The 25,504-nt window shown below is 64.7% G+C and carries 20 protein-coding genes and 1 tRNA gene; 9 read left to right on the top strand and 12 right to left on the bottom strand.

Annotated elements, in window-relative coordinates; all coding sequences use genetic code 11:
• Window positions 1-8: 8 nt before the first annotated feature.
• The 3 genes from DXK93_RS24450 to DXK93_RS24440 are packed head-to-tail and all read right to left on the bottom strand — an operon-like array spanning window position 9 to window position 2,860.
• Window positions 9-986: a tripartite tricarboxylate transporter substrate binding protein gene (locus tag DXK93_RS24450; RefSeq protein ID WP_054457566.1), complete on the bottom strand. Its 978-nt coding sequence runs from the start codon at window positions 984-986 to the stop codon at window positions 9-11.
• 30 nt (window positions 987-1,016) lie between these two features.
• Window positions 1,017-1,220, bottom strand: a complete 204-nt coding sequence (locus DXK93_RS24445) for a hypothetical protein (protein ID WP_054457567.1) — start codon at window positions 1,218-1,220, stop codon at window positions 1,017-1,019.
• Window positions 1,217-2,860: an FAD-dependent monooxygenase gene (locus DXK93_RS24440; RefSeq protein ID WP_054457568.1), complete on the bottom strand. Its 1,644-nt coding sequence runs from the start codon at window positions 2,858-2,860 to the stop codon at window positions 1,217-1,219. The genes DXK93_RS24445 and DXK93_RS24440 overlap by 4 nt, the downstream gene beginning before the upstream one ends.
• 109 nt (window positions 2,861-2,969) lie before the next feature.
• Between DXK93_RS24440 and DXK93_RS24435 the strand changes: the two genes are divergently transcribed.
• A complete protein-coding gene (locus DXK93_RS24435; RefSeq protein WP_054457569.1) occupies window positions 2,970-3,773 on the top strand; it encodes a helix-turn-helix transcriptional regulator in 804 nt (267 codons plus the stop codon).
• Window positions 3,774-3,798: 25 nt separating this feature from the next.
• On the opposite strand, the gene DXK93_RS24430 is transcribed toward DXK93_RS24435, so the two are convergent.
• On the bottom strand, window positions 3,799-4,764 hold the full coding sequence (locus DXK93_RS24430; RefSeq protein WP_054457570.1) for a LysR substrate-binding domain-containing protein: 966 nt from the start codon (window positions 4,762-4,764) through the stop codon (window positions 3,799-3,801).
• Between the two features lie 627 nt (window positions 4,765-5,391).
• Between DXK93_RS24430 and DXK93_RS24425 the strand changes: the two genes are divergently transcribed.
• The 6 genes from DXK93_RS24425 to DXK93_RS24400 all read left to right on the top strand — a co-directional run bounded on the left by DXK93_RS24425 (window position 5,392) and on the right by DXK93_RS24400 (window position 12,906).
• The gene (locus tag DXK93_RS24425; protein WP_054457571.1) at window positions 5,392-6,738 is read left to right on the top strand and encodes an MFS transporter; all 1,347 of its coding nucleotides are present in this window, start codon (window positions 5,392-5,394) and stop codon (window positions 6,736-6,738) included.
• The gene (locus DXK93_RS24420) at window positions 6,738-7,829 is read left to right on the top strand and encodes a M14 family metallopeptidase (RefSeq protein ID WP_054457572.1); all 1,092 of its coding nucleotides are present in this window, start codon (window positions 6,738-6,740) and stop codon (window positions 7,827-7,829) included. Before DXK93_RS24425 ends, DXK93_RS24420 begins: the two co-directional genes overlap by 1 nt.
• Window positions 7,829-8,920, top strand: coding sequence for a M14 family metallopeptidase (locus DXK93_RS24415; RefSeq protein WP_119451418.1), 1,092 nt, complete (start codon window positions 7,829-7,831; stop codon window positions 8,918-8,920). The genes DXK93_RS24420 and DXK93_RS24415 overlap by 1 nt, the downstream gene beginning before the upstream one ends.
• Window positions 8,921-9,008: 88 nt before the next feature.
• Window positions 9,009-9,275, top strand: coding sequence for a transposase (locus DXK93_RS24410; protein WP_054457574.1), 267 nt, complete (start codon window positions 9,009-9,011; stop codon window positions 9,273-9,275).
• 71 nt (window positions 9,276-9,346) lie between these two features.
• Window positions 9,347-11,089: a diguanylate cyclase gene (locus DXK93_RS24405; RefSeq protein ID WP_054457575.1), complete on the top strand. Its 1,743-nt coding sequence runs from the start codon at window positions 9,347-9,349 to the stop codon at window positions 11,087-11,089.
• Window positions 11,090-11,271: 182 nt separating this feature from the next.
• Complete coding sequence (locus tag DXK93_RS24400; RefSeq protein ID WP_119451417.1) at window positions 11,272-12,906, top strand: methyl-accepting chemotaxis protein; 1,635 nt, start codon at window positions 11,272-11,274, stop codon at window positions 12,904-12,906.
• 192 nt (window positions 12,907-13,098) lie between these two features.
• Here the strand turns inward: DXK93_RS24400 and DXK93_RS24395 are convergent.
• From DXK93_RS24395 to mnmC, 6 genes are all read right to left on the bottom strand, one after another.
• Window positions 13,099-13,174: transfer RNA gene (locus tag DXK93_RS24395), tRNA-Lys, on the bottom strand.
• A gap of 134 nt (window positions 13,175-13,308) precedes the next feature.
• A complete protein-coding gene (locus DXK93_RS24390) occupies window positions 13,309-14,106 on the bottom strand; it encodes a MetQ/NlpA family ABC transporter substrate-binding protein (RefSeq protein ID WP_054457577.1) in 798 nt (265 codons plus the stop codon).
• Between the two features lie 55 nt (window positions 14,107-14,161).
• On the bottom strand, window positions 14,162-14,815 hold the full coding sequence (locus DXK93_RS24385) for a methionine ABC transporter permease (RefSeq protein WP_042796433.1): 654 nt from the start codon (window positions 14,813-14,815) through the stop codon (window positions 14,162-14,164).
• Window positions 14,772-15,860: a methionine ABC transporter ATP-binding protein gene (locus DXK93_RS24380; RefSeq protein WP_054457578.1), complete on the bottom strand. Its 1,089-nt coding sequence runs from the start codon at window positions 15,858-15,860 to the stop codon at window positions 14,772-14,774. Before DXK93_RS24380 ends, DXK93_RS24385 begins: the two co-directional genes overlap by 44 nt.
• A 199-nt stretch (window positions 15,861-16,059) precedes the next feature.
• Window positions 16,060-18,285, bottom strand: a complete 2,226-nt coding sequence (locus tag DXK93_RS24375; protein ID WP_119451416.1) for a TIM-barrel domain-containing protein — start codon at window positions 18,283-18,285, stop codon at window positions 16,060-16,062.
• Between the two features lie 272 nt (window positions 18,286-18,557).
• Window positions 18,558-20,429, bottom strand: a complete 1,872-nt coding sequence (gene mnmC / locus DXK93_RS24370; protein ID WP_119451415.1) for an FAD-dependent 5-carboxymethylaminomethyl-2-thiouridine(34) oxidoreductase MnmC — start codon at window positions 20,427-20,429, stop codon at window positions 18,558-18,560.
• Window positions 20,430-20,571: 142 nt separating this feature from the next.
• On the opposite strand from mnmC, the gene DXK93_RS24365 reads away from it, so the two are divergent.
• Complete coding sequence (locus DXK93_RS24365; RefSeq protein WP_054457624.1) at window positions 20,572-21,447, top strand: inositol monophosphatase family protein; 876 nt, start codon at window positions 20,572-20,574, stop codon at window positions 21,445-21,447.
• 5 nt (window positions 21,448-21,452) lie between these two features.
• Here DXK93_RS24365 and DXK93_RS24360 read toward each other — a convergent pair whose 3' ends face one another.
• A complete protein-coding gene (locus tag DXK93_RS24360) occupies window positions 21,453-23,153 on the bottom strand; it encodes an AMP-binding protein (RefSeq protein ID WP_054457581.1) in 1,701 nt (566 codons plus the stop codon).
• 75 nt (window positions 23,154-23,228) lie between these two features.
• Here DXK93_RS24360 and DXK93_RS24355 point away from each other — a divergent pair, with 75 nt between their 5' ends.
• The gene (locus DXK93_RS24355; RefSeq protein WP_119451413.1) at window positions 23,229-24,425 is read left to right on the top strand and encodes a M20 aminoacylase family protein; all 1,197 of its coding nucleotides are present in this window, start codon (window positions 23,229-23,231) and stop codon (window positions 24,423-24,425) included.
• Window positions 24,426-24,428: 3 nt separating this feature from the next.
• Here the strand turns inward: DXK93_RS24355 and DXK93_RS24350 are convergent, their stop codons facing one another.
• Window positions 24,429-25,322 (bottom strand): LysR family transcriptional regulator, encoded by an 894-nt coding sequence (locus tag DXK93_RS24350; protein ID WP_054457583.1) that lies wholly within the window; start codon window positions 25,320-25,322, stop codon window positions 24,429-24,431.
• Window positions 25,323-25,504: the final 182 nt, after the last annotated feature.

Raw genomic sequence — 25,504 nt, 5'->3', positions numbered from 1 at the left:
GCGATTCCTCAATCGAGCGAGATCTTGTTGGCGCGGATGACTTCGCCCCAGCGCGCCGATTCGGCGCGCGCCAGAGTCCTGAATTCATCAGGCGTTCCGGGCAGCGGCTCGAAGCCGAACTCGGCAAAGCGTTTCACCACGGCGGGATTGGCCAGCGCCGCATTCAGCTCCTGGTTCAGGCGCGCGACCGCTGGCGCCGGCATGCCCTTGGGGCCGAGCATGCCCTGGAACGCGAACACCTCGGCGTCCGGCACGCCCAGTTCGGCCAGCGTCGGCACATCGGGCAGCAGCGGCGAACGGGCCTGCGAGCCAATGGCCAGCGGCCGCACCTTGCCGGCCTTGATGATGGACGCGCCCGAAGCCAGGTCCAGGAACATTACCGGCACCTGCCCGCCCATCACGTCCTGCATGGCGGGCGCAGCGCCGCGGTAAGGCACGTGGGTTAGACGGGCGCCGGTCCGGCTCTGGAACAGCTCCATGGCCAGATGATGCGGCGAGCCGTTGCCGACCGAGGCGTAGTCCACCTTGCCCGGCTCGGCCTGCACGCGCGCCATGAACGTCTTGAAGTCCGCAGCCGGAAACGCCGGATTCACCACCAGCACCAGCGGAAACTTGCCGATGGCCCCGATATAGGTGAAGTCCTTTTCCGGACTGAAGGCCAGCTTGCGGAAGAGGTGCTCGTTAAAGGCCAGCACGCCGTTGTCCGCCGACATGACGGTGTAGCCGTCGGGCTTGGCGTTGGCGACCTGCTCCGCGCCGATATTGGTCGCGGCCCCCGGCCGGTTGTCGATGATGATCTGCTGGCCCAGCGCGGCGCGCATGGACTCGGCCAGCGTGCGCGCGAGGTTGTCGGTGCCTCCGCCCGCGGGATACGGCACCACCCACTTGATCAGTTGGTCGGGATACTTGCCCTGGGCGCGGGCCAGCGGCGTGGCGGCGGCCAGGGCCGAGGCCCCCAGCGCCGCGAGGAAATGGCGTCGGTTCAAGTCTATCTCCTTTGGAATGGTCGTCGCCGGTCAGTCGGCTGAAAGCGAGGGATTGGGCAGGTCAAGCAAGGCGTGCTCGATGGCGTCCAGGCAACGCTGCTCGTCCTGGACCTGCTCGAACAACAGCAGGGCCAGGCGCGCCAGAAACAAGGACTCACGCCCGCGCCCAGCGGTCGCGATGGCGTTGCTGCAGCGGGCATAGATACGGTCCTGGACCGCGGCGTCGACAATCATTGAATGGCTCCTTGCGCCCCGCAGGCGCGTTCGATGGCGGACAGCACGGTATCCAGCGATGGCGAACGCCACCGGCCGCAGACATGGCCGTCGGGCCGCAACAGATAGGCCATGCCGGCCTGCGGCGACTCCGCGTGCGCCGCAGGCGCGGCACAACGGCAAGGCAGAAACCGCCACGCAGGCGAAGCCGTCAGCGCTTCCAGCGCCTCCTGTTCCGGCCAGCCGCCGAACGCCAACAAAGTGAAACTGCCAGGCGTCAGCAGATCGGTCAGGTGCCCGCCGCCCGCCGTCCCGCCATCCGCCAGCGGCGCGCCTGGCGCCCAATCGCCCCCGCCCTCGTCATCCGTCGACAAGGGCGATCCCGCATAGGCGATGGCTCGCGTCTGCCGCGGATTGACCAAGCGCGCGATGCCCGGATGCCGGCCCGCCAGCGACAGGCAGGCCTCGCGCATCAGATCGAAGCCGCGATGCGGCGGCGACATGAACTCGGTACTGCGCATGGCGTTCTCGGCATTGATGTGGAACGCCTGCCGCCGTTCGCCGCAATAGCTGTCCAGCAGAGCATCCGCGCCCTTGCCTTGCAGCACGGCCGCCAGCTTCCAGACCAGGTTGTCGGCATCGTCGAAACCTGAATTCAAGCCGCGCACGCCGAAAATCGGCATGGCATGCGCGGCGTTGCCAGCGAACAGGATGCGGCCATGCCGATAGGCATCCAGCGTCATCGCGCCCGCGCGGTACACCGAAGTCCACACCGGCGTCCAGGGCAGATGTCCTTCGCCGATGGCGTCCAGATGCGTCTGCACGAATGCCTGCACCTGATCCGGCTGCAAGGCTTGCGCGGCATCCGCGCCGGCCGCCAGTTGATAGTCCACCCGCCAGATGTTGTCCGGCTGGCGATGCATCAGGATGGTGGTCCCGCGCGCCCAGGGCGGGTCGAACCAGGCGCGGCGCTCCGCAGGATGGTCGCTGGCGAGCTCGATATCGACGATCGCGTAGCGGCCTTGATAGCCCGTACCCTTCAGTTCCAGACCCAGGCTGGAGCGTATGAAGCTCTGGCCACCATCGCAGGCCAGCAGCCAGTCGGCGCGCGTCTCGTAGCTGCCAAGCGGATTTTCGACCCGCACGCTCACGCCCCCGGCGTCGGGACGGCATTCGACCACCTTGCTGGCCCAGCGAATATCCACCCGCCCCGGGAAGCGGCCATTGATGTCGTCGATGGCGTCCAGCAGGAACTGTTCGATGTAGTACTGCTGCAGATTGATCATCGGCGGGTACTTGTCGCCCGGCGTCGACGGCATGTCGAACACCAGCACCTCCTCGGTGCCGTAAAAGCTGCGGCCCCGAGTCCAGGCCAGGCCTTTTTCCATGAAGGCCGGCGCCACGCCCAGGCGGTCCAGGATTTCCAGGCTGCGCCGCGAAATACAGGCCGCGCGGCTGCCCTCGCAGACCGAGTCGTCGGCCTCGATCACCACGCTGTCCAGGCCCAGTCGGGCCAGACCCAGCGCGGCCGCCAGCCCCACCGGACCGCCGCCCGCAATCAGCACGCGATGATGCCGGGCCTCACCGCCTTCCGCGTTGAGCCGGGGCAGCGACGGCGGGTAGCGCCGGTACTCGAAGGGTCCGATTCTTTCCAAGGGCATGCGCAAGTCCTGAACGTGTCATCAAAAAAAGGCCGTATTGGCTTGCGTCATATTCTGCGGGGCCGGACTGGTTAATATGTCCTAATTAATCAGGACAGACTAACCCGCTATGAAATTGCTGCCGCTGCCGCCGCGGCCCCTTCCTCCCGGCCAGGCGCTGAGCATTGCACTGATGAATGCAATCGGCGCCGAAAACTTCGCCGCCGGGGTGCTGGACGCGCTGGGCACCACCTTGCCCGCCAGTCATTGCACGGTGTTTGCGCTGCGCAGCAGCGGGCGTGTGGAAGCCGTTTCGAGCGCCAGCGCCATCGGTGAAGTCGCAACGCTGACCGCCATCGAATACATGCGCCTGGGCTTCGACAAGCAGGACTCCAACATGATCTGGCTGTCCCGGCGCAAACCCGCCAAAGCGCGCCAACTCTGGATCGGGCATCAATTCGCCGAAGAGGTCGCCGATGCCCACTACCGCCGCGTCTGCTATGACGAGCCCGGCATACGCGAACGCATGTCGCTGCTGGCCGTGTTCCCTGACGGCTACCGGGTGGCGGTCAGTCTGCACCGGAACTTTTCGTATCCGGACTACGGTCCCAAGGACTTCGAGCGCATGTCGCAACACGCGTCGCTGATCGCGGCGGCAGTCATGCGCCATGTCCAGGTGACCCGGCGCGCGCCCGCGGACCAGCCGCTGCAGGTACAACTCTTGACCAAGCTATCGGGCCGCGAACGGCAACTGATCACACATGTGCTCGACGGACTGACCACCAAGGAAGCAGCCCTGGAAATGGGCGTGTCCGAGACCACTGCCCTGACCTATCGCTACCGGGCCTTCCAGCATCTGGGCGTGCGCAACCATCGGGAGCTCATGGCGCTGCTGGGCGCGAGCCTTCCCAAGCGCGGCAGGCCGGCGCGCTGACCCAAATTCCGGGCGACAGCCGGCATCACGGCAGGGCCAGTCCCGCGGAGTCCATGAGACCGGATTTTTGCGCGCTGGACCGCCCTTCCTTGGAGGCAGCGAACATGGAGTCCCGTGTGGCGATCAGGCAATCGATGAAGCACTCGGCGGCCGGCGTGGGCGGCGACTCCTTTTTTGCCAGGATCGAAATGCGGGCAGAAGGCAACTCATGCGCCAACGGCATCATGCGCATGTTCGCCGGCAGGAGGTCATGCTCGAACAAAGGGCGTACGAAAATGCCCAGCGCATCGCTTTTTGCCATGATGGCCAACGCCACTGCCACCGAATGGCAGGAAATGGTGTCGCGCGGCAAAGACAGGCCGTGCGCGGCGAAAGCCAGCCTCAGCAGGTTTGTGGGGGCTTCCGGGTTGCCCGGCACGAGCCAGGGCGCGTCATGCAACTCAGCCAGGCTGCGCGCCTTGCGCAGCGGATGCCCCAGACGCGCGCCGACCGCGAGCGGCAGCGTGAACAGCGGACGATGCGCGAAACCGTCGATGATCTCGCCGTCGTACTCGGTTTGCACCAGAAAATCGTAGCGTCCGGACTCCAGCTGCTCATGGCTGTAAGGCGGCGCCACTTCATTGAACGAAACCGCCACGCGCGGCATGCGCGCGCGGAATGCAACCAGTGCGTCCGGCACGACGACCAGCGCCGCCGAACTCACGGCCAGGTTCAACGTACCGCCTTCACCATCGCGCATCTGACCGATTTCCTCACGCGCGCGGCGGGTCTCCTGCAGGATGACGATGGCCCGTTTGTACAGCGCCTCGCCGTAGGTAGTCAGCTCCACACCCTTGACGCTGCGGCGCACGAGATCGACCCCCACGGTCTGTTCGAGTTCGCGCAAGCTGCGGGTCGCGGCGGGCTGCGTCACGGAGAGCGCTCGCGCCGCGGCGCGGATGCTGCCATGCTCGGCGATCAACGCGAAGGCGCGCAATTGGCGTAGGTTCATGCGTTCGGCTCCGGCGGACTTTTGCGGAATACAAAAGGACAGATCACTGCGCGCAACTTCGGTTTTTCATTCTATGGCAACCATATACCAGCGGCGCACAGATGTGCTCGCGCGGAATTCACCGGCAGCCTGCGGCAGGAACGCCGCCACCGGCGCGGCCACCATTCATGCAAGGCACGATTCGCCCCCGGGGTATATGCGCAGGACTTTCCAGGTCACCCGCCCTATAAGGAAAAGTATTCATTAGAACGCAAATCCTGTCTTTTTCTTATTTCAAGGCGTCCTTATAGTGCCTCTCAAAGAAGGGGGGGGCCGAGACCCGGATGCACAGACCGCGCCCCCCGAGAGACACCAGGGAAAACCATGCCTGCCGATCGGCATGGCCGCCCCATGACGACACTGACGCGCCTGTGGCGTGACACCCCGAATCTGAATCGCCATTCCATGTTGGCGACCAGATCAAAACACTGGGGGAAAGGGAGGCTGCTCTATATAAAAAAGTGTTCACCAAATCGAATTTTCTTTCTTTTTCTTATCCAAGGGCATCCGTATAGTGCCCTTCGAGAGGCGAGCCCAAGGCCCGGGACCACGGATCGGCGCACCTCTCACCAGACACCAGGGGAAACCATGTCTATCGCAATCGCAGCGACCGCGTCCAACGCGCTCCACACGCCGTCCATGCGCCGGCGCGTCATCGCTGGCACCACCATCGGCAACGCACTTGAATTCTTCGATTTCACCGTTTTCACCTTTCTGATGCTGGTGCTCGGCCCGCTGTTCTTCCCGGCCGCCTCGGGCTACGGCCAATTGCTCTTGACCACCGCCACCTTCGGCGTCGGATTCCTGATGCGCCCCGTGGGCGGCATGCTCATCGGCTCCTATGCCGACCGCCACGGCCGCCGTGCGGCCATGACGCTGACGCTGTGGATGATGGGCCTGGGCTGTGCCTTGATCGCCGTGGCCCCCACGTATGCGCAAATGGGCATGGTCGGCCCGGTCATGATGGTGCTGGCCCGACTGATCCAGGGCTTCGCCGCGGGCGGCGAGGTCGGCGCCTCCACCACCCTGCTGGTTGAACATGCGCCACGAGGCAAGCGCGCCTTCTATTCCAGTTGGCAGTTCGGCAGCCAGTCGCTGGGCGTAATGCTTGGCGCACTGGTCGTGACGCTGCTGACCATGGGACTGACAACGGAACAGATGCAGGCCTGGGGCTGGCGCGTGCCATTCGTGATCGGCATCCTGACCGTGCCCGTGGGCGCCTACATCCGCCGCAACCTCGAAGAAACGCTGACCAGCTCGCCTCAAAACACCGGCAAACCGCAACTCGCGACCGCGCACCGCGCCACCACTCACCAACCTTTGCGCCGCGTCTTCGCCGACTACAAGGTCACCATACTCAAGGGCATCCTGTTGCTCATCGGCGGCATGGTCAGCACGCAGATCCTCAGCTTCTACATGCCAGCGTATGCCAACCGGGAATTGGGCTTGCCGGCGACGTCCACGCTGTCGGCAAGCGTCGTGTTCGGCGCTGTCGGTTTCCTGATTGCGCCATTTGTCGGCATGCTTGCGGACCGCTATGGCCGCAAGCGCGTGATCTTCTGGTCGCGCCTGGCGACCCTGATCGTCCTGCTGCCCTGCTTCCAGTGGCTGATGACCGCACCCAGCACCGAACGGCTGATGTTGCTCGTCGCCCTGTTTGCGGTACTGGTGGCGCTGCAGTCGGCGCCGGCATTCACTATGCTTCCCGAACTCTTCCCCAAGGCCGTACGCACGACGGGCATGTCGGTCGTGTACGGACTGGGCATCTCCGTGTTCGGCGGCTTCGCGCAGTTCTTCGTGACCTGGCTGCTGCACGTTACCGGCAACTCCATGGCGCCGGCGTGGTTCCTGATGGTGGCGATAGCTCTTTCAACAGTGGTGCTGTTCTGGATCGACGACCGCACCCACGACGACATCGACGCTCAGGAGGCCTGATGCAGCTCGGTTCCAGCTACTTCTCGCGCAGCTACGAAGAGGCTCGCCACCGTTTCGTGCTCGCGGCCAAACCACTGGCCACGCACTTTCACTCCTACGTCATCGAACCCGCGGGCCGCGCAGGCGAAGCGTTGGCAACCGATGTCGCGTTGATCGGCCCACCGGACGCGGAACGGCTGTTGATCATGACCTCCGCCACGCATGGCGTGGAAGGCTTTTGCGGCTCGGGCTGCCAATTGGCCCTGCTGGACGACGCCGCCATGCTGGAACGCGCCCGCAGGGCCGGTGTGGCGTTGCTGCTCGTGCACGCAATCAACCCTTACGGGTTTTCCTGGCTGGCGCGTACGAACGAAGACAATGTCGACCTGAATCGCAATGACCAGATCTTCGACGGTCGCCCCCTGCCGCAGAACCCTGGATATGCCGAAGTACATGATCTGCTGCTGCCCAAGGAATGGCCGCCCGCCCCGTCGAACATCGCGCGAATCGAAGCCTACATCGCCGAGCACGGCCGGGCGGCTTTTGCCCAGGTCGTGACCCGCGGACAGTACACGCACGCCGACGGCCTGTTCTACGGCGGCAACCACACCACTGCGTCGCTACTGAATCTGCGCCATATCCTGCAACAGCACGGCAGTCGCAGCAAGCATATCGGCTGGATCGACGTGCATACAGGATTGGGGCCTCGCGGTCACGGCGAGAAAATCTACGCGGGCCGCCGCGACGCTGCCGCGGTCGCCAGGGCCCGCCAATGGTGGGGCAGCGATATCGCCGTTCCCTACGAAGGCAGTTCCGCATCGGTGGACATTACCGGCCAGTTGGCGGGCCTGATCTACCAGACTTGTCCGGACGCCTTGCACACGCCGATGGCGCTGGAATTCGGCACCGTTCCCCTTGACGCCATGATCGAAGCGCTGCGCGGCCGCAACTGGCTGCTTGCCCATCCAGAGGCCGACGACGCCAAGCGCGACGCCATCCTGAGCGCCACGCTGGATGCGTTCTACTGCAACGCCGCCGATTGGCACGGCATGATCCTGGGCCAAAGCCGCGTGGCCGTTCTGCAAGCCCTGTCCGGCTTACAGGAGGCCTGATGCTAACCAGCGCGAGCTACTTTTCCCGCAGCTACGCCCAGGCGCGCGAGCGTTTTGCGCAGGCGGCCAGGCCGCTCGCCGATTCGTTCCACTCCTATGGCATCGACCAGACCGGCAGCGAAGGCGAGGCATTGAGCACCGATGTCGCCTACATCGGCGACCCCGACGCCGATCGGATTCTCATCATGACATCCGCCGTGCTGGGAGTGGAAGGATTCTGCGGCTCCGGGTGCCAGCTCGCGCTGCTCGACGATACCGTCATGCTGGCCCGCGCACGAGAGGCCGGCGTGGCCTTGCTGCTGGTGCATGCGGTCAATCCTTACGGCTATTCCTGGATCGCCCGGACGGACGAGTACAACATCGACCTGAACCGCAACGGACTGCCCTTCGACGGACGACCGCTACCGGCAAACCCCGAATACGCAAGGCTGCACGACCTGCTGCTGCCCGAGGAATGGCCCCCCACAGAATCCAACCAGCAACTGATCGCCCAGTACATCGCCGAACACGGCCAGTCCACATTCGCGCAAGCGGTCTCGCGGGGCCAGTATTCGCACGCCAACGGCCTGTTCTATGGCGGTGACCGTCCGGCGGCATCGCTGCAAAACCTGCGCCGTATCCTGCACGAGCATGCGCGTACGCGTACCCATATCGGCTGGATCGACGTGCACACCGGCTGGGGACCGCGCGGCCACGGCGAAAAACTCTACGCCGGCCGCCACGACGACGCCGAAGTGGCGCGCGCACGCCAGTGGTGGGGAAGCGACATTACCGTTCCCTATCAAGGCAACTCGGTGTCGGTAGATATCTCCGGCCAGCTTGCCGATCTGATTTATCAGGCCTGTCCTTTGTCGCTGCCGACGTCCATGGCCATTGTTTTCGGGGCTGTCCGTTTCGACGCCATGGTGCATGCGTTGTGCGGCAGGAACTGGCTGCACGCGCACCCCGAAGCGCCGGACGAATTGCGGCGGACCATCCTGCAGACCACGCTGGACGCGTTCTATTGCAACGAGGCGAATTGGCACGGCATGGTGCTGGGACAAACCCGGGTTGCAGTGCTACAGGCGCTACGCGGCTTGCAGGTAGCTTGACGCAATGAGTCAAAGCGATTGCTCGGGGTGTACGCGCTCATGGTTTGAAAGGAATTGACTTCGTCTCAGGATACGGGGGGTGCATAACATGGATCGATTGGGCTTTACGGAAGAACAGATCAGGCATGTGTTGAGACAGGCGACGCTTGGCACGCCGATGTCTGACATCTGCAAGCGCATGGGCGTGAGCGTAGCGATTTTCCACGAGTGGAAGACGCATTACGACGGGCTTGCGTCCTCTGAACTGAAGTTGCTGAACAAGCTGGAAAGCGAGTGCAACCGGCTTGAACGCCTTATCGCCATCCTGGCGCTCAACAAAGTGATACTGCAGGACACGCTCGGAGCCAAGGAGTGAATCGCGCGCGACGCGGCAAGTCTGCCGCTACCCCTCCCGCCTGTTGAAACCTCTTCGTCCGCACCGTTCTTTTGAAATCCCTGAACCGCTACACGGTGGCCTATGTCATCGGCGTGCTCATCCCGGTCAGCGCGCTGATAGGCATTCAACTTACGCATAGCTGGCGGGCCCACGCGGCGGCGCGCGATGCCATGTCGAGCCTGGGCGTCGTCCAGGGCACGCTGGAGGCGATGGCTACCGTCCTGATGGAACGCGGTTCGATGAATGCGGCGCTGATTGAAGGCCAGCCGGTATCCGAGGCCAGACAGCAAGAACTACAACTCGCGCGCAACGCCAGCGACAACAGAATTGCCGAGCTGCTGGAACTGCACCGAACCCGCAGCTGCGACAGTTGCAGGGATGTCCGAGCCACCGTCCAGCACATCGCGCGGACCCTGGTCCAACACCGCGCCGCCGCAGATCGGCTCATCGCCAGGCCGCGTGCGCTGATCAGCGCGCAAGAGCTGAATGACGTGGTGGTCATCATGGCCGGGCTCATTCCCGCTCTCGAGGAAACCGCGCTCGACAACTCGGCCGTCGTGATCCGACATGAAGTCGAAAGCCCCGGCCTCATGACCATTGCCATGCTTGCAGCAGGCCTGCGCGAACAAGCCGGCCTGCTGGGATCCTCCTTCATGCCCGCACAGGTTCAGCGTCGCCCCCTCAGTGACTTGGAAACGCAACGCATCGAACAGCAGCTTGGACGCGTTTCGCAATTGCGTGCGTTGCTTGAAGTACAGCTTTCCACCCATGCGGACCTCGAGACGCGCGCTTATCCCCGAGTTCAGTTTGAGTACTTTGGCGCAGGCCTGGAGTACATCGAAACCTTGCGCCACACGCCGCCTTCAAGCGCTGACTCGCCCAGTCCGCAGGCGGGCACGCAGGAGCGTTATGTTCCGCTGATGCAATCCATCGTCGACTTCCGCGATGAAGTGCTGAGCGTATTGGAAAAGCTCCTGGAACGGCAACGCGTCAACGCGGTGACGGAACTGGTCACGACCACAGCGGTCGCCATCGTGCTGTTGCTGGCCGCCACCTGGGGATTCACCAAGTTCCGCTGGCGTCTGATACGACCATTCGTCGTGGCCACCGAAATCATCAACTCCATCAATGACAACGCCCCCGCGCCAATCTCCGGCGCCGGCTATCGGAAGGAAGTCCGCGGCCTGTTCGACGCCATTCAGAGATTGAAGGAGGACGCCATCGCCAAGTCCCGGACAGAGCATGAACGCGAGCGGCTCATCGCCGATCTGGCGACCTTGGCGGAGACAGACTTCCTCACGGGGCTGCTCAACCGTCGCGCATTTCACGTCCGCGCCGTAGCCTTGTGCGCAAGCCTGCATGAGCCGGAACAGATGCTGACTTTGATCGTCTTCGACATCGATCATTTCAAGCGGATCAACGATTCCTACGGCCACGCCGGCGGCGACAACGTGCTGGTGGCGGTGGCCCAGGCATGCCATCAGACATGGCGGCGCACCGACATCGTTGCGCGCATCGGCGGCGAAGAATTCGCGGTGCTATGCACGGTTCCCAGCATGGCGCAAGCAAGCGCAATGGCGCAGAGCATGCGCCGCCGCATCGAACGCCTGACGGTCCCTGCCGACGGCAGGACCATAACGTCGATCACCAGCAGCTTTGGCGTGGTCTGCGCGCGGGCAGATGAAATCAGGGATATCGACGCGTTGCTGAAGCAAGCGGACGCACTGCTCTATCGCGCCAAGGCCTCTGGCCGCAACTGCGTCATCACGCAGTCCGACAACCCGGCGCGATAAATCGATGGATGGCTTTCACCTGCGCCGCGCGGGCTTGCGCGGCGTGATCTACGGTCGCCTACAAAATAGGAAAAAGTGCTTGGCGGAACAAAATTTCTGTCTTTTGTCGCGCGCAGCGCGTCCGTATAGTCCGGACAGCGTGAACCGAATACAGAGATTCCATTTTTGAAAGCGAAATTGAAATGAAGCCATCAAAGCTGAAGATGCGTACTCGCCTTGCCATGGGTTTTGCGATGATCATGGTGGCGCTGCTGGTGTCCGGCGTTCTCGGCGCGTTTGGCATCCGGGCGTTGGAGCAGGATGTCTATCAGATCACCTCGATCAACAACGAACAGCGGCGCCTGGCGATCGACATGCGCTACCAAGTCCAGGAACAGGCCATCGCGATCCGCAACATTCTGCTCCTCACGGATCCGTCGGTGCTGAAGGCCGAATTACTGCGGGCAAATGAAGCGGAGAAACTCTACAACGAATCTCGAGACAAGCTGGGCGGCATGTTCTCCAGCCGCTCTGGCACCACCAACGAGGAAAGGCGTCTGTTCGCCGCCGCCGGCGTTGCACAACAAGACATGCGTTCGCAGTTCGTGCGTGTCATGGAAGAAGGATTGAACGGCGACCGCCAGAACGCGCAACATCTGCTGGAAGAGGAACTGCGGCCCAAGCAACGCGTGCTCCAGGAAACGCTTTCCACACTCGCGGCGCTCGAAACGCAGATCAACGACGCACGCGCGGCGGATACCCGAACGTTCGCGAACCAGTTGCAATGGGCTGTAGGAACGACCGTCATGATCGCGCTGCTGCTTGGGGTGCTTGCTGGCTGTCTCACGGCGCGCAGCATCCTGCGCCAGCTGGGTGGCGATCCCGGCGATGCACAAGTCCTGGCGGTAAGCATCGCGGATGGCGATCTGACCAGCCGACTGCAGCTCGATTCCCGCTATGACCACAGCTTGATGCATGGTCTGGAATCCATGCGATCCCGTCTATCCAGAATCGTCGATGCAATCAAATCGTCGGCTTCGTCGATTTCGACGGCTGCTGGTCAGATTGCCCAAGGCAATGCAGACCTGTCGCACCGTACCGAGGAGCAGGCCGCCTCTCTGGAAGAAACCGCCGCCAGCATCGAACAGCTGACGTCCACCGTGCGACTGAATCAAGACAACGCGGCAAGCGGAGACGAAGTAGCCATTGAAGGAGCCAAGGCAGCCGAGAAAGCTGGCAGCGTAGTGTCCGAGATGCTCGCAGCCATGACAGAGATTTCCGCCAACTCCGAAAAGGTCGCTCAGATCGTGTCGCTGATCGAGAGCATTGCATTTCAGACGAACATACTTGCGTTGAACGCTGCGGTGGAAGCCGCCAGGGCCGGGGATCAAGGCCGCGGCTTCGCCGTGGTCGCCGGCGAGGTCCGGGCGCTGGCTCAACGCAGCGCCACATCCGCAAGGGAAATCAAAGACCTGATCGAGACCTCCACTTCCGTGGTCCAGGCCGGACGGGATCTCGCCGCGCGGGCTGGCCGGGACATGGAGGAAGTCGTGACCTCGGTGATGCGCATGAAGACAATAACCGGAGAGATCGCCACCGCGTCGCGCGAACAAGCCATCGGTATCGAACAGGTCAACGTCGCCATCGCCCAACTGGACTCCGTGACGCAGCAGAACGCGGCATTGGTCGAGGAATCCGCTGCCGCGGCGCATTCCATGGCGGAACAGGCGCGCGACCTGCTGCATGCGGTCGAAGTGTTCAAGACGGCATCGTCCCAGCCCCCGCGGCATGTGCCGATGGCGGAGCCGACCCTCATCGCGTTTGCGGCCTCTACGTAAGAGAGCAACACGAATGGACCGGCTGCAACGCGCGCCGGTCCAGCAGCGGCTTCAACCCGGCCACAAGCCGAGTCCATAGCCAGGTCATGAACCACAATGATCAAGAAGCGAAAAAAACGCCGCTAGAAATAGCGGCGTTTTTCTTGAGTACAGCAATGCTTGGACAGCCATTGCTTTGTACGAGAATTGGGGTGGTGGGTTGTGCGAGACTCGAACTCGCGACCAACGGATTAAAAGTCCGCTGCTCTACCGACTGAGCTAACAACCCGACCGAAGCCAGAAATTATGGCCGATTTGGCGCCGTTTGTCAAAATTCCATGCAAGGCCCCAGCCCATAACTTCCACCGAGCAACAAAAAACGGCCGCTCGCGGCGGCCGTTCCTGGAGCTGGCGGTGCTGGGCTTACCAGGCGGCCACCACCGCGCCCTTGTACTTGGTCTCGATGAACTGCTTCACGGCCGGGCTGTGATAGATGGCGATCAGCTTGGCGAACTCGGGACGGTCCTTGTCCTTTTCACGCACGACCAGCACATTGGCGTACGGCGAGTCGGGCGATTCCTGGGCGATGGCGTCCTTGGCGGGATTCAGGCCGGCTTCCAGCGCAAAGTTGGTATTCACGGCCGACGCATCGGTGTCATCCAGCGAGCGCGGCAACTGAGCAGCGTCGAGTTCGATGAAGCGCAGTTTCTTGGGGTTCTCGACCACGTCGATCGGGGTCGCCTTCAGGCCGACATCAGGACGCAGCTTGATCAAGCCGTTGGCCTGCAGCAACAGCAGGGCGCGGCCGCCATTGGTCGGATCGTTCGGCAGCGCAATGCGGGCGCCTTCCTTCAGCTCGGACAGCGACTTGATCTTCTTGCTGTAGATGCCGATGGGGAAAATCACCGTCTTGGCGATGCTGACCAGCTTGTAGCCGCGGTCGGCGTTGGCGTTGTCCAGATAGGGTTGGTGCTGGTAGCTGTTGGCGTCCAGGTCGCCCGAGGACAGCGCGACGTTGGGCTGCACGTAGTCGGTGAATTCGATGACCTGGATGTTCAGGCCCTGCTTGGCGGCTTCCTGCTTCACCACATCAAAGATCTGGGCGTGCGGGCCGGCGGTCACGCCGATCTTCAGCGGCTTGTCCTGGGCCAGCGCGGGCTGGGCGAAAACGGCGGCGCCGAGTGCGAACGCGGCCAGCGACTTCAAAACCTTGATGCTCATGTTGCAGTATCCCGAATGTCGGAAGTGAGGAGAAATGGATGCGGCGCCGGCAGGATCAGCGATGCGAGATGCGGCGCACGTAACGGTCGCCCAGGCTCTGGATCACCTGGACCAGGACGATCAGCACGATGACGACTGCGGCCATCACGTCGGACTGGAAACGCTGATAGCCGTAGCGGATGGCCAGGTCGCCCAGGCCGCCTCCGCCGATGGCCCCGGCCATGGCCGAATAACCGATCAGGCTGACGACAGTGACGACCGTGGCTGCGATGAGGCCGGGCAAGGATTCGGGCAGCAGCACCTTCATGATGATCTGCATGGGCGACGCGCCCATGGCGCGCGCCGCGGTAATCAGCCCCGGGTCGACTTCGCGCATGGCGTTTTCGGCGATGCGGGCCATGAACGGAATCGCGGCGACCGACAAGGGCACGATGGCGGCGGTGGTGCCGATGGAGGTCTGGGCCACCAGGCGCGTGAACGGGATGATCGCTACCATCAGGATGACGAACGGCACCGAACGCGTGGCGTTGATCACCGCGCCCAGCACATGGTTGACGGACTGGTTCTCGAGCATGTTGCCGCGGGCCGTCACCGTCAGGATCACGCCCAGCGGAATGCCGATCACCACCGCGATGGCGCTGGCCACGCCCACCATCAGCAGGGTGTCAAGCAGCGACGTAATAAGCAGGTCGATCAGTTGCGGACTCATGAGCTATTTCTTCAACGGTAATGTCACGGGCGGCCAGCGCGGCAATCGCGTCCTTGACCGATGCGGGCGCGCCTTGGGCCAGCACGAACATCGTGCCCACGGCCACGCCCTGGATGTCTTCCACGCGCGCCTGGATCAGGCCCACGTCCAGCGAATACTGCTTGTACAGGTCGGACAGGAAGGAGCCCGACGCGTCGGTGCCGGTCAGCGACAGGCGCAGCAGACGCACGGCCTGGCCCGGCTTGGCGGCGGCAAGCGCCTGGATGCGCTCCTTGACCGCGGCCAGCGTGGCGTCGGTCAGGTCGGACGCGGTGGCGGCCGACACCATGGCGCGGGTCACTTCGTGGCGCGGCTGCGCGAACACTTCGCGCGTGCTGCCCATTTCGACGACTTCGCCCTGCGACAGCACGGCGACGCGATCGCAGACCTCGCGCACGACTTCCATCTGGTGCGTGATCATGACCACGGTCACGCCGGTCTTGCGGTTGATGTCGCGCAGCAAGGCCAGGATGTTGTGCGTGGTTTCCGGATCCAGCGCGGACGTGGCTTCGTCGCTGAGCAGCACGTCCGGGTTGTTGGCCAGGGCGCGGGCAATGCCGACGCGCTGCTTCTGGCCGCCGCTGATCTGGCTGGGATAGCGGTCGCGCAAATGCTCCAGGCCCACCAGCGCCAGCAAGCGCTCGACGCGGGCCGGAATCTCGGCCTTGGCCACGCCGGCAATTTCCAGCGGCAGCGCAACGTTGCCGTACACCGTGCGGCGCGACAGCAGGTTGAACCCCTGGAACACCATGCCGATGCGGCGGCGTTGCTCGCGCAACTGCGCCTCGTTCAAGCCGGTCAGGGACTGGCCGCCGATGGCGATCGATCCTTCATTGGGCCGCTCCAGCAAGTTGATGCACTGGACCAGCGTGCTTTTGCCGGCCCCGCTGGGGCCGATGATGCCGAAGACCTCGCCCTGCTTGATATGCAGGTTGATACCGCGCAGCGCCTGGAATTGTCCGTGCGGCGTGGCGTAGGTCTTGGATAGGTTCTCGATCTGAATCATGGCAAGCGATTTTGTATCTTTTCTCTTCTACAGAGAACGACTGTTTCTTTCATTTTTTATAACTACAAGTAATATAAGAGCCCGTGCCCGCGCCCGGTTATGTCCCTAAGGAGCACACGCCATAATGCCGAAAGGGCAGTCAGGAAGGAAAGCCTTCCTGACTGCCCATTTTGTGCCGGACCGGCCGCAGCCGGCTTTTTCAGCGTGCGCGCGAGATGCGGACTTCCGCGCCGCGGCGCTTGACTTCCAGGCCCTCGGACGGAGAGATGCGCAGGCCTTCCAGCCCCTTGATGTAGCTGGAGCCTTGCATCTGCATCACGCGGATCTTGTTGCGCATGACGACCGGGTTATGCACCGGCATGCCGAACATCCAGACCTCGTCCAGGATGCGGGCCGAGTTGAACTCGCCGGTATGCTGCGCCGCCGGTCCAAGACAGAGCATGTGCCCTTCGCGGCCGAAAACCGGGAACTGGCCCAGTTCGCAATCGATGGTCCAGGTGGTGCCGCCTTCGTAGCGGTGCCCGGTGTTCAGGTCCCACCAGGCCTCGCCCTTGGGCAGGTACACGCGCACCTGCTTGCCGGGTTCGGTCACCGGCGCCACCAGCAGGGCCGGACCCAGCAGGTATTGCAGGTCCCAGTCGTGCGCGTGCGGATCGTTCGGGAACGACATCGCCATGGAACGCTGCACCGGCAAGCCGGTGCGCGCCGAGTCCTCGATGGCTCCAAGCACGTAAGGCACCAGGCGGTAACGCCACTGCATCCAGGTCTTGGCATGCGCCAGGGTTTCTTCGCCGAAGTCCCATGGCATCAGGCCTTCCACGCCCTGGAAAGTGAAGTTCGACGAGAACACGCCGGCGGTCAGCCAGCGCAGGTACAGCTCGGGCGTCATGCCGGCGCGGTCGCGCGCGGCCGAGCCGATGCCATGCACCTGGACGGGCAAGCCGCTGGCGCCGATCGACAACGCGGTGCGCAGGGTGTGACGCAGCCCTTCCCAGGTGTTTTCAACCTGCGGCCCCACTTGCCACGGCAGACGCTGGGCGGCGGGGAACAGATCGGAGCTGGGCACCACGCCTTCCGGCGGCACCTTCAGGCCGGCGACCGCATCGAACAGCGCGCGGCGCACCAGCAGCGGATACATGCTGCGCAGCGCAGGACCGGTTTCGCCGTTGCGGGCCGTGACGCCGTCGGGGATGGCGATCTGGGCGTCGCACGCGGGCGCGTCCAGGCCGTCTTCGACCAATTGGCGATGGCGCTCCACCCACAGGTTGTAGATGTCGCGGTAGGTCAGGTCCAGCAGGCCGTAGGGCTGTCCCGAGGTGGCGGCGGTGCCGTCGAACACCTGGGCCGAACCGTCGTCCTTGGCCAACAGCCAGCCGCGGTCTTCAAGTTCCTCGAACAGCGGGCTGGTCTTCAGCACGCCCGGGAAGCCGGAAGCGGCGACATGCACATGGTGCTTGTGGAACAGCGCCAGCATCTGCTTGGCGTCAGGGAATCGCTGGGCGTCCCATTCGAAAACCGTCTTGTCCGACTGGAAGCCCCAGGCCGCAGGCTGCGCCAGCGTCACGGCATCCACCGGAATCTGGTTTTCGCGCATGCGAGCGACCAAGGCCACGGTGTCCGTGGGCATTTCGCCCGGGGCCTGCTGCAGCCACGCGCCCATCGCCCACAGCGAAGGCTGGCCCGCGCGGCCGGTCAAGGCGGTGTACTGATTGAGGATCTCGCCCGGTTCGCCAGCGAACAGGAACATGTCCAGCACGACGTCGTCCACGGTCAGTACATAGGCGGAATCCGCAGGCGCCACGCCCACCGAATGTTCGACGCGACGCATGGTGTTGACGTAGACCCCCCAGCCGCGCGGGCTCCATGCCAAAGGCAGGGCGCGGTGCTCGGGGTCGTCGGACACCACGGATTCTTCGCGGCGGTTCAGATCGCCCGGGGTTTCGCCCAGGCCATAGATGCGCTCGTCGGACTGCAGCGTGAAACCCGCCGTCCAGACGGCGTCGTCGGCCTGGTCCAGCGCGTTGTGCCCGAATGCGGGCGTATGCGCGGATACCTCGGACTCGAACACCCGTTCGTCGTTGCGGTAGATCGCGACGCGCACGGGGTTGGACAGGATTTCCAGGGAGACGTCACCCTGGGTGATCCGCCAGCCCTCCCCGTCGTCGCGCGGAGCGATAACGGCTTCGCCCACGGCCTCCTGGCGCGCGAGCAGCATTTCCGCCACGGCGCGAGCACGCGCGCCGGGCTTGTCATCGGTAAGGTGATTAGCCTCGCCGCAGCGCAGGCGAAAGACGCCAGGCGCATGCGCCTCGACTACCAGATGCAACCCATCGCCCGCGTCGAAATCGATGCGACTGGGGCGGGACGTCAGCAGCTCGACGTTTTCGAGCTGGGTAGTATGGGCAAAGTCGAACTTGGGCGGCACAGAGCATCCCCCGGCTTAAGCCAAAAACCATCAAAAGACGCTATTTTGACGGATTTGGGCTTTGAAATAAACTCGGTCCCTCATTTGGACTGCGATCTCATCCATAAAAGGGGTCTAAAGCCTTCGGCCAGCGCCCCCCAAGAGGAGCGGCCGTCGAGCCGCCAAAATGCCAGGTTCGCGGCCAACTCAGGCCAATTTGGCGCCAAATCCGGGCAATTCCTGCCATTCTACGCCACCCGGGACAAGCTCCCGGCGCCCCTTTCGGCTTTTTTTCATCGTGGCGAAATAAGTTGGGCCAGATCGGTTTCCAAAGGCGACGGCTCCCCAGCCAGACGCGCGGCGATCAGGTCTCCCATGAGCGCCGACCAAGACAGCCCCCGCGATGCATAGCCGATGGCCAACCACAGGCCCGGCGCGTGGGGTAGTTCTCCAACGGCGGGCAAGCGCCCGGGCAGCACGGCCCGCCATCCGGCCCAGCCCGGCAGGCTGCCGGGCTCCAGGGATTCGAATTCGGGGAAGCCTCCGCCCAGCAGGCCCGCAGCCTTGTCCAGGGTGACACGCTGGCCCTCGGCGCCGATCCGCGCTTCGGCCGCGCCATGCACATAGGTGCTGCCGGCCACGCAGCCAGAGCCCACGTCGGGCAGCAGATAGCCCTCGCCGCCCACGATGCAGCGAGGACCGCCACGCAGCGTCTGCGCAGGCAGCAGCGTCACTTCTCCCGCAAGCGCGTGCATCTGGCCCACGCGCGGCAAGGGATCCAGCAAGCCGCTGTCTGCCAGCACGGCGCGCGCGCCGAACGCGTTGGCCAGAACGACGGTATCGGCTCGCGCCAGTTCAGCGCCCTCCGCATCGCGCACGCGCCAGCCGGCGCCGGCGCGTTCGACCCTGGCCGCCGCGCCGGGCTGCACCGTGACGCCCTCGGTCGCCAGCAGGGCCTCTATCAACAAGTCTGGCCGCAGCAGCATGCCCTGTCCGAAATACACGCCGCCGCGCGCCAGCGGCAGGCCGGCCAAGGCGCTGGCTTCGTCGCGGCTGACCTGGCGCACCCAGTGTTCGGGAAAGGCCAGGGTCTCCAGGGTGCCGGCCAAGGCCGCGGACCGGCCTTCGTCGCGCTCAAGCTGGACCGTGCCGCAGACCAGGGGCGCCGCGCCTGCCGGCAAACCCTGCCAGCGCGCCAGCGCGCGCAGGCTGCCGGCGCGCGACAGGCGCGCCCGCGCGTTGTCGTCTCGCGCCACCACCGGCGTCAAGGCCGCCGCGACATGCCCTGCGTGCGCCGCCGCGCCCTGCGCCCGGCCCGCGTCGATCACGGTCACACGCCATCCGCGCGCGGCCAGCGCCTGGGCGATGCCGGCTCCCGCCAGCCCCGCTCCCACCACCACGGCGTAGCGGGACTCCGCGTGCGGGACGTCCGCGGCCGCGCCTCCAGGGGCAATCGCAGTGGCCACGGTCATATGCCATTTGCCGCCGTAGCCGGGCGCGCGCCGCGCCTCGAAACCCGCCGTCCGCAAGGCCTGGCGCAATTCGCCGGTGCAGGCCCAGGTGGCCAGCGTGGCGCCGGGCGCCGCAAGCTTGGCAAGGTCGCGCAGCAAGGGCAATTCCCACATCCGCGGATTGCGTTCAGGCGCGAAGCCGTCCAGGAAGAACGCGTCCACGCCGACGCGCAGACGGGACGCCAGGACCTGCGCATCGCCAAAGCCCAGCGTCAGCGTGACGGCGCCGCCCTCGAATTCCAGGCGATGCAGTCCGGGCAACAAGACCGGCCAAGCTGCCGCCAGTTGTCGCCCCAGACCGGCCAAGGGCTCGGGCGCATAACGCGTCAAGAGAGCCGCCAGGTCCTCGCGTTCAAAGGGATGCCCTTCCAGCGACACCACGTGCAGCGCGGCGCTGCGCTGCGGATCGTCGCGCCATGCCTTCCAGAGAGCCAGGAAGTTCAGTCCCAGTCCGAAACCCGTTTCGCAGACGGTGAATGCTCGGCGTCCGCGCCAACGCTCAGGCAGGCCATTGCCCCGCAGGAACACGTGTTCCGCCTGTCCCAGCGCGCCCGACGGCGAATGGTAGACATCGCCATAAGCGGGGCTGTAGAGCCGGCCATCGGCGTCGAATTCAGCCTTGGCGGGGATCAGGGGGGCATAGGAGAAGGACATGGAAACGGCGGCGGCAGACGAAATAGAGAATGAAAATCAGCGCGGATTATCGGATGCGGCCGCGTTGGGCGGAAGCCACGCGGCATGGCGGTTTCGGGGCTTCACCACGGATTTGACGCATACATGGGCTTACACTGGTTTCATGGATACCTATGATCAGCCCCGCTCGCAGACCTCGCCCATCGACCTGTGCGCCGCGATCGACGCGGCAGTCACGGCAGCCCATGCCGGCGCGGCCATACTGCAATCCTACGCGCATCACCGCGCCGATCTCGTGATCGACCGCAAGGCGCGCAACGATCTCGTATCCCAGGCGGACCGCGAGGCGGAGGCCGCCATTATCCAGGAGCTGCAAACGCGCACGCCCAAGTTCGGCATCGTCGCCGAAGAAACGGGCGGCAAGCCCCAAGGCAGCGCCACCTGGTATATCGACCCGCTGGACGGCACCACCAACTTCCTGCACGACATCCCGCATTACGCCGTGTCGATCGCGCTGATCGCACACGCAGGCACCGCCATATCGGCGTCCGACACGCTGGCCGAGGACACGCCCGTGGTCGGCGTGGTCTACGACCCCAGCCGCGAGGAACTCTTTACCGCGGTCCACGGCCTGGGCGCCTGGCTCAACGGACGGCGCATCAAGTGCTCGCGCACGGCGACCATCGAAGATGCGGTGCTGGCCACTGGCTTCCCGTTCCGCGACTTTTCATTCGCTGCGCAGTACATGCCCATGCTGCATGACGCCATCAACCGCGCGCGCGGCGTGCGCCGTATGGGTGCGGCGGCACTGGACCTGGCGTGGACCGCTTGCGGCCGCTACGACGGCTATTGGGAAATGGGCCTGGCGCCCTGGGACGTGGCCGCCGGCACGCTGATCCTGCGCGAAGCGGGCGGCGCATGTTCCGACATGCACCGCCAGGATCCCTGGCCCATCGGCGGGCGCGTCGTGGCCGGCAACAAGGCCATCGAACGCGCCCTGCACGAGATGATCGCGCCGCACCTCGACAAGAAGGACTGACGGCCCTACGCCGCCTTGCCTGCGGGTACGCCCGCCACTGCGTCGGGACGCAGTTCCCGGCGCAATATCTTGCCCACGTTGCTCTTGGGCAGCTCATCGCGGAACTCCACATAGCGCGGACGCTTGTAGCCCGTGAGCTTTTCCCGGCACCAATCCTGGATCTGCGCCTCGGTCAGCGTCGGATCCCGCCGCACCACGAACACCTTGACGGCTTCGCCCGAATGCTCGTCCGGCACCCCGATCGCCGCGCACTCCAGCACGCCCGGATGCTGGGCCACCGCCGCCTCGACTTCGTTCGGATAGACCTTGAAGCCCGACACCGCAATCATGTCCTTCTTGCGGTCGACGATGCGTGTATAGCCCTGCTCGTCCATGATGCCGATATCGCCCGTGCGGAAATAGCCGTCGGCGGTCATGGAGTGGCGGGTTTCCTCGGGCTTCTGCCAGTATCCCAGCATAACCTGCGGTCCGCGGATGCCCACCTCGCCGCGTTCGCCCAGCGGCACTTCGCGGCCTTCGTCATCGAGGATGGCCACGTCGGTGGATGGCAGCGGCAGGCCGATGGAACCCGAATACGCGGTGGCGTTGGTGGGATTCACGGTCGCCACCGGCGAGGTCTCCGACAGGCCATAGCCTTCGATCAGCGGCCTGCCGGTGATCTTCAGCCAGCGTTCGGCAACCTGCTGCTGGACCGCCATGCCCCCGCCCAAGGTCAGCCGCAAGCCGGAGAAATCCAGGCGCGCGAAGTCTTCGTTGTGGGCCAGCGCGTTAAACAGCGTATTGACGCCGGGGAACACATTGATCGGCACCTTGCGCCATGCGTTGATGAGCGAAGGCTGGTCGCGCGGATTGATGATGAGCACATTGCGCATGCCCGCATGCAGGCCGTACAGCCCGCAAACGGTCATCGCGAACACGTGGTAGAGCGGCAGCGCGCTGATGATGGTGAGCTGCTGGTCCGCGAGGTCGTGCACCACCGGCTGCGCCACCGCTTCCGTTTGCAGCACGTTGGCCACCAGGTTGCGATGGGACAGCATCGCGCCCTTGGGCACGCCGGTGGTGCCGCCGGTGTATTGCAGCACCGCCACGTCGTCCATCGACAGCGCGGGCGGCGCAAAGCGCTGGCGCGCGCCGTCGCGCAGCACATCCGGCAGCATGCGGGCGCCATCGATCTGCCACGCGGGCACGATCTTCTTGACATAGCGCGCGGCCAGGTTGACCAGCGGCGCCTTCAGGCCGCCGAGCAGATCGCCCGGACCGGTCACGACGATATGCTTGAGCTGCCCGCGATCCGTGACGCGCTGCAAGGTATGCGCAAAATTCTCCAGGATGACGATGGCCGACGCGCCGCTGTCCAGCAATTGGCGCTGCAGCTCTTCGGCGGTGTAGAGCGGATTCACGTTCACCACCACCAGCCCCGCACGCAGCGTGCCCAGCATGCTGACCAGATAGGCGGGCACGTTGGGCATCATCAGTGCCACGCGCTCGCCCTTGGAAAGGCCGACGCTTTGCAGCCAGCTGGCGAACGCCTGCGCGTGCGCATCGAGTTGCGCATAAGTGATGTTGCTGCCCATCGCGGTGCACGCGATGCGCGAGGCGTACTGCTTGCAGGCCCGGTCCAGCAAGTCAGTCAGGGAGGCATAACCGTCTGTCGATATCTCCGCCGGAACCCCCTGCGGATAATGGGCAAGCCACGGACGCGTCATGGTATTTGTCTCCATTAAATTGGTTTTTGATTGATGATACCCTTGTTGCGTTCCCTTTTTTCGCCCGAGAGCCCCATGAAACTGCTCGAACCCATCGTCGCGTGGCATCACGACATTTCCAAGATCCGACGCGACATCCACGCGCATCCCGAACTGGCGTTCGAGGAGTTCCGCACCGCCGACGTGGTGGCGGCGAAGCTTGAAGAATGGGGCATCGAAATCGACCGCGGCCTGGGCGGCACCGGCGTGGTCGGCATCATCCGCGGCAATCTGCCGGGCGACCGCGCCGTGGGCCTGCGCGCCGACATGGACGCGCTGCCCATGCAAGAAGCCAATACCTTCGAGCATGCCAGCACTAACGCCGGCAAGATGCACGCCTGCGGCCACGACGGCCACACGGCCATGCTGCTGGCCGCTGCGCAATATCTGTCGCAGCACCGCGATTTCGCCGGCACGGTCTACGTGATCTTCCAGCCCGCGGAAGAAGGCGGCGGCGGCGCCAAGCGCATGATCGACGACGGCCTGTTCAAGCGCTTCCCCATGGAAGCGGTATTCGGCATGCACAACTGGCCCGGCATGAAAGCCGGCCAGTTCGGCCTGACCGCCGGCCCCATCATGGCTTCCAGCAACGAGTTCTCCATCATCGTGAAGGGCAAGGGCACCCACGCCGGCATGCCCAACCTGGGCATCGATCCCGTCATGGCGGCCGTGCAGCTGGCGCAATCGCTGCAGACCATCATCACGCGCAACCGCAATCCGCTGGACGCGGCGGTGCTCAGCATCACGCAGATCCACGCCGGCAGCGCCGACAACGTCGTGCCCAACCACGCCGAATTGCGCGGCACGGTGCGCACCTTCACGCTGGACGTGCTGGACCTGATCGAACGCCGTATGGAAGAGATCGCGCGCCACACCTGCGCAGCGATGGACTGCGAAGTGCAGTTCACGTTCCAGCGCAACTATCCGCCGACCATCAACCACGCCGAGGAAGCCGCGTTCTGCGCCGACGTGCTGCGCGACATCGTGGGCGAGGCCAACGTCAACGATCACGTGCAGCCCACCATGGGCGCGGAAGACTTCGCCTTCATGCTGCAGGAACTGCCGGGCTGTTATGTGTGGATCGGCAACGGCACCGGCGAACATCGCGACAGCGGCCACGGCCTGGGCCCCTGCATGCTGCACAATGGCAGCTACGACTTCAACGACGAACTGCTGCCGCTGGGCGGCACATACTGGGTGCAGCTGGCGCTCAAGCGCCTGGCCAAGGCCTGACCCTCAAACGCCGTCCGCCGCCCCGACCGCCAGGCACATCGCCAGGAAGCGTTCGGCGGCGCGGGCGGCCGCGTCCGCGTGCGGCACCAGGATGCTCAGGGTCCGCGTCAGCGGCTTGGGCAACAGGCGCAAGGCCGCCAGCGCGCCATCCTCATGGCGCATCGACATGACGGACACGAAGCCCACGCCCAGCCCGGCACGCACTGCCTGCTTCACGCCCTCCACGCCGGCCAGCTCCAGCCCCACGGACGGCGCCAGGCCCGCATCCGCAAACGCACGCTCCACCAGCCGGCGCACGCCCGAACCGGGCTCGCGCATGACCAGCGCTGAAGCCGCCAGATCGCGCAGCGTGACCGCCCCCTTGCCGGCCAGCGCGTGGTCCGCACGCACCACCGCCACCACTTCGTCCTGCCGCCAGGCATGCACGGCCGTGTCGGCGGGCAGTCCTGCGGGCACGTCGCCCTCGATGAACGCCAGGTCCAGGGCCGGCAGGCGCTCGACGATTTCGCGCGTGTTGCCGTCCGACAGATGCAGGCTGACCGCCGGGAAGGCCAGGCGGAAATCCGCCACCAGGCTGGGCAGCAGGTAGCTGGCGGGGGTGGTGCTGGCGCCCAGGCGCAGATCGCCGGTTTCCAGCCCGCGCCAGGATTCGCGCACCGCCTGGGCCTGCCGGTACACCTGGCGCAGCTGGCGCGCCTGCTCGGCCAGGCGCTCGCCGGCTTCGGTCAGCGCGATACCGTGCCCGCTGCGGCGGTACAGGGGTTCGCCGAACCATTCCTGCAGCATCCGTAGCTGGCCGGAAACGGCAGGCTGGGACAGGTTCAGCAACTGCGCTGCGCGGCTGATATTGCCGGCGTCGGCCACGGCGGCGAAGGTAAGCAGCTGGTCAGGAGTCATGGTCGCTAAATTATCAGAATTCCTGATATTACATATCTGAAATAAAGATTTTTCAAATAGTAGGCGGGAAATTAATATTTCGTGAAGTTATTTAGATATGCCTCCGCCAAAAGGCCAGCCATGAGTACCTCTTCCAGCACCGCCGTCCCCCTGCCCGCCACCCCTGTCTCTTATACACATCT

Origin of the sequence: Achromobacter sp. K91, from assembly GCF_003576205.1 — a bacterium.
Lineage (GTDB): Bacteria > Pseudomonadota > Gammaproteobacteria > Burkholderiales > Burkholderiaceae_B > Achromobacter > Achromobacter aegrifaciens.
Note: the sequence above shows the minus strand (reverse complement) of the source record. Positions and strands in the feature narration are given on the sequence as shown.

What these genes read in the sequence shown, in the direction of transcription:
- DXK93_RS24365 (WP_054457624.1), top strand. Translation starts at nt 20,572, where the DNA reads ATGGATACCTATGATCAGCCCCGCTCGCAGACCTCGCCCATCGACCTG.
- DXK93_RS24385 (WP_042796433.1), bottom strand. Translation starts at nt 14,815, where the DNA reads ATGAGTCCGCAACTGATCGACCTGCTTATTACGTCGCTGCTTGACACC.
- DXK93_RS24360 (WP_054457581.1), bottom strand. Translation starts at nt 23,153, where the DNA reads ATGACGCGTCCGTGGCTTGCCCATTATCCGCAGGGGGTTCCGGCGGAG.
- DXK93_RS24390 (WP_054457577.1), bottom strand. Translation starts at nt 14,106, where the DNA reads ATGAGCATCAAGGTTTTGAAGTCGCTGGCCGCGTTCGCACTCGGCGCC.
- DXK93_RS24350 (WP_054457583.1), bottom strand. Translation starts at nt 25,322, where the DNA reads ATGACTCCTGACCAGCTGCTTACCTTCGCCGCCGTGGCCGACGCCGGC.
- DXK93_RS24420 (WP_054457572.1), top strand. Translation starts at nt 6,738, where the DNA reads ATGCAGCTCGGTTCCAGCTACTTCTCGCGCAGCTACGAAGAGGCTCGC.
- DXK93_RS24425 (WP_054457571.1), top strand. Translation starts at nt 5,392, where the DNA reads ATGTCTATCGCAATCGCAGCGACCGCGTCCAACGCGCTCCACACGCCG.
- DXK93_RS24430 (WP_054457570.1), bottom strand. Translation starts at nt 4,764, where the DNA reads ATGAACCTACGCCAATTGCGCGCCTTCGCGTTGATCGCCGAGCATGGC.
- DXK93_RS24380 (WP_054457578.1), bottom strand. Translation starts at nt 15,860, where the DNA reads ATGATTCAGATCGAGAACCTATCCAAGACCTACGCCACGCCGCACGGA.
- DXK93_RS24400 (WP_119451417.1), top strand. Translation starts at nt 11,272, where the DNA reads ATGAAGCCATCAAAGCTGAAGATGCGTACTCGCCTTGCCATGGGTTTT.
- DXK93_RS24355 (WP_119451413.1), top strand. Translation starts at nt 23,229, where the DNA reads ATGAAACTGCTCGAACCCATCGTCGCGTGGCATCACGACATTTCCAAG.
- DXK93_RS24410 (WP_054457574.1), top strand. Translation starts at nt 9,009, where the DNA reads ATGGATCGATTGGGCTTTACGGAAGAACAGATCAGGCATGTGTTGAGA.
- mnmC (WP_119451415.1), bottom strand. Translation starts at nt 20,429, where the DNA reads ATGTCCTTCTCCTATGCCCCCCTGATCCCCGCCAAGGCTGAATTCGAC.
- DXK93_RS24445 (WP_054457567.1), bottom strand. Translation starts at nt 1,220, where the DNA reads ATGATTGTCGACGCCGCGGTCCAGGACCGTATCTATGCCCGCTGCAGC.
- DXK93_RS24415 (WP_119451418.1), top strand. Translation starts at nt 7,829, where the DNA reads ATGCTAACCAGCGCGAGCTACTTTTCCCGCAGCTACGCCCAGGCGCGC.
- DXK93_RS24435 (WP_054457569.1), top strand. Translation starts at nt 2,970, where the DNA reads ATGAAATTGCTGCCGCTGCCGCCGCGGCCCCTTCCTCCCGGCCAGGCG.
- DXK93_RS24440 (WP_054457568.1), bottom strand. Translation starts at nt 2,860, where the DNA reads ATGCCCTTGGAAAGAATCGGACCCTTCGAGTACCGGCGCTACCCGCCG.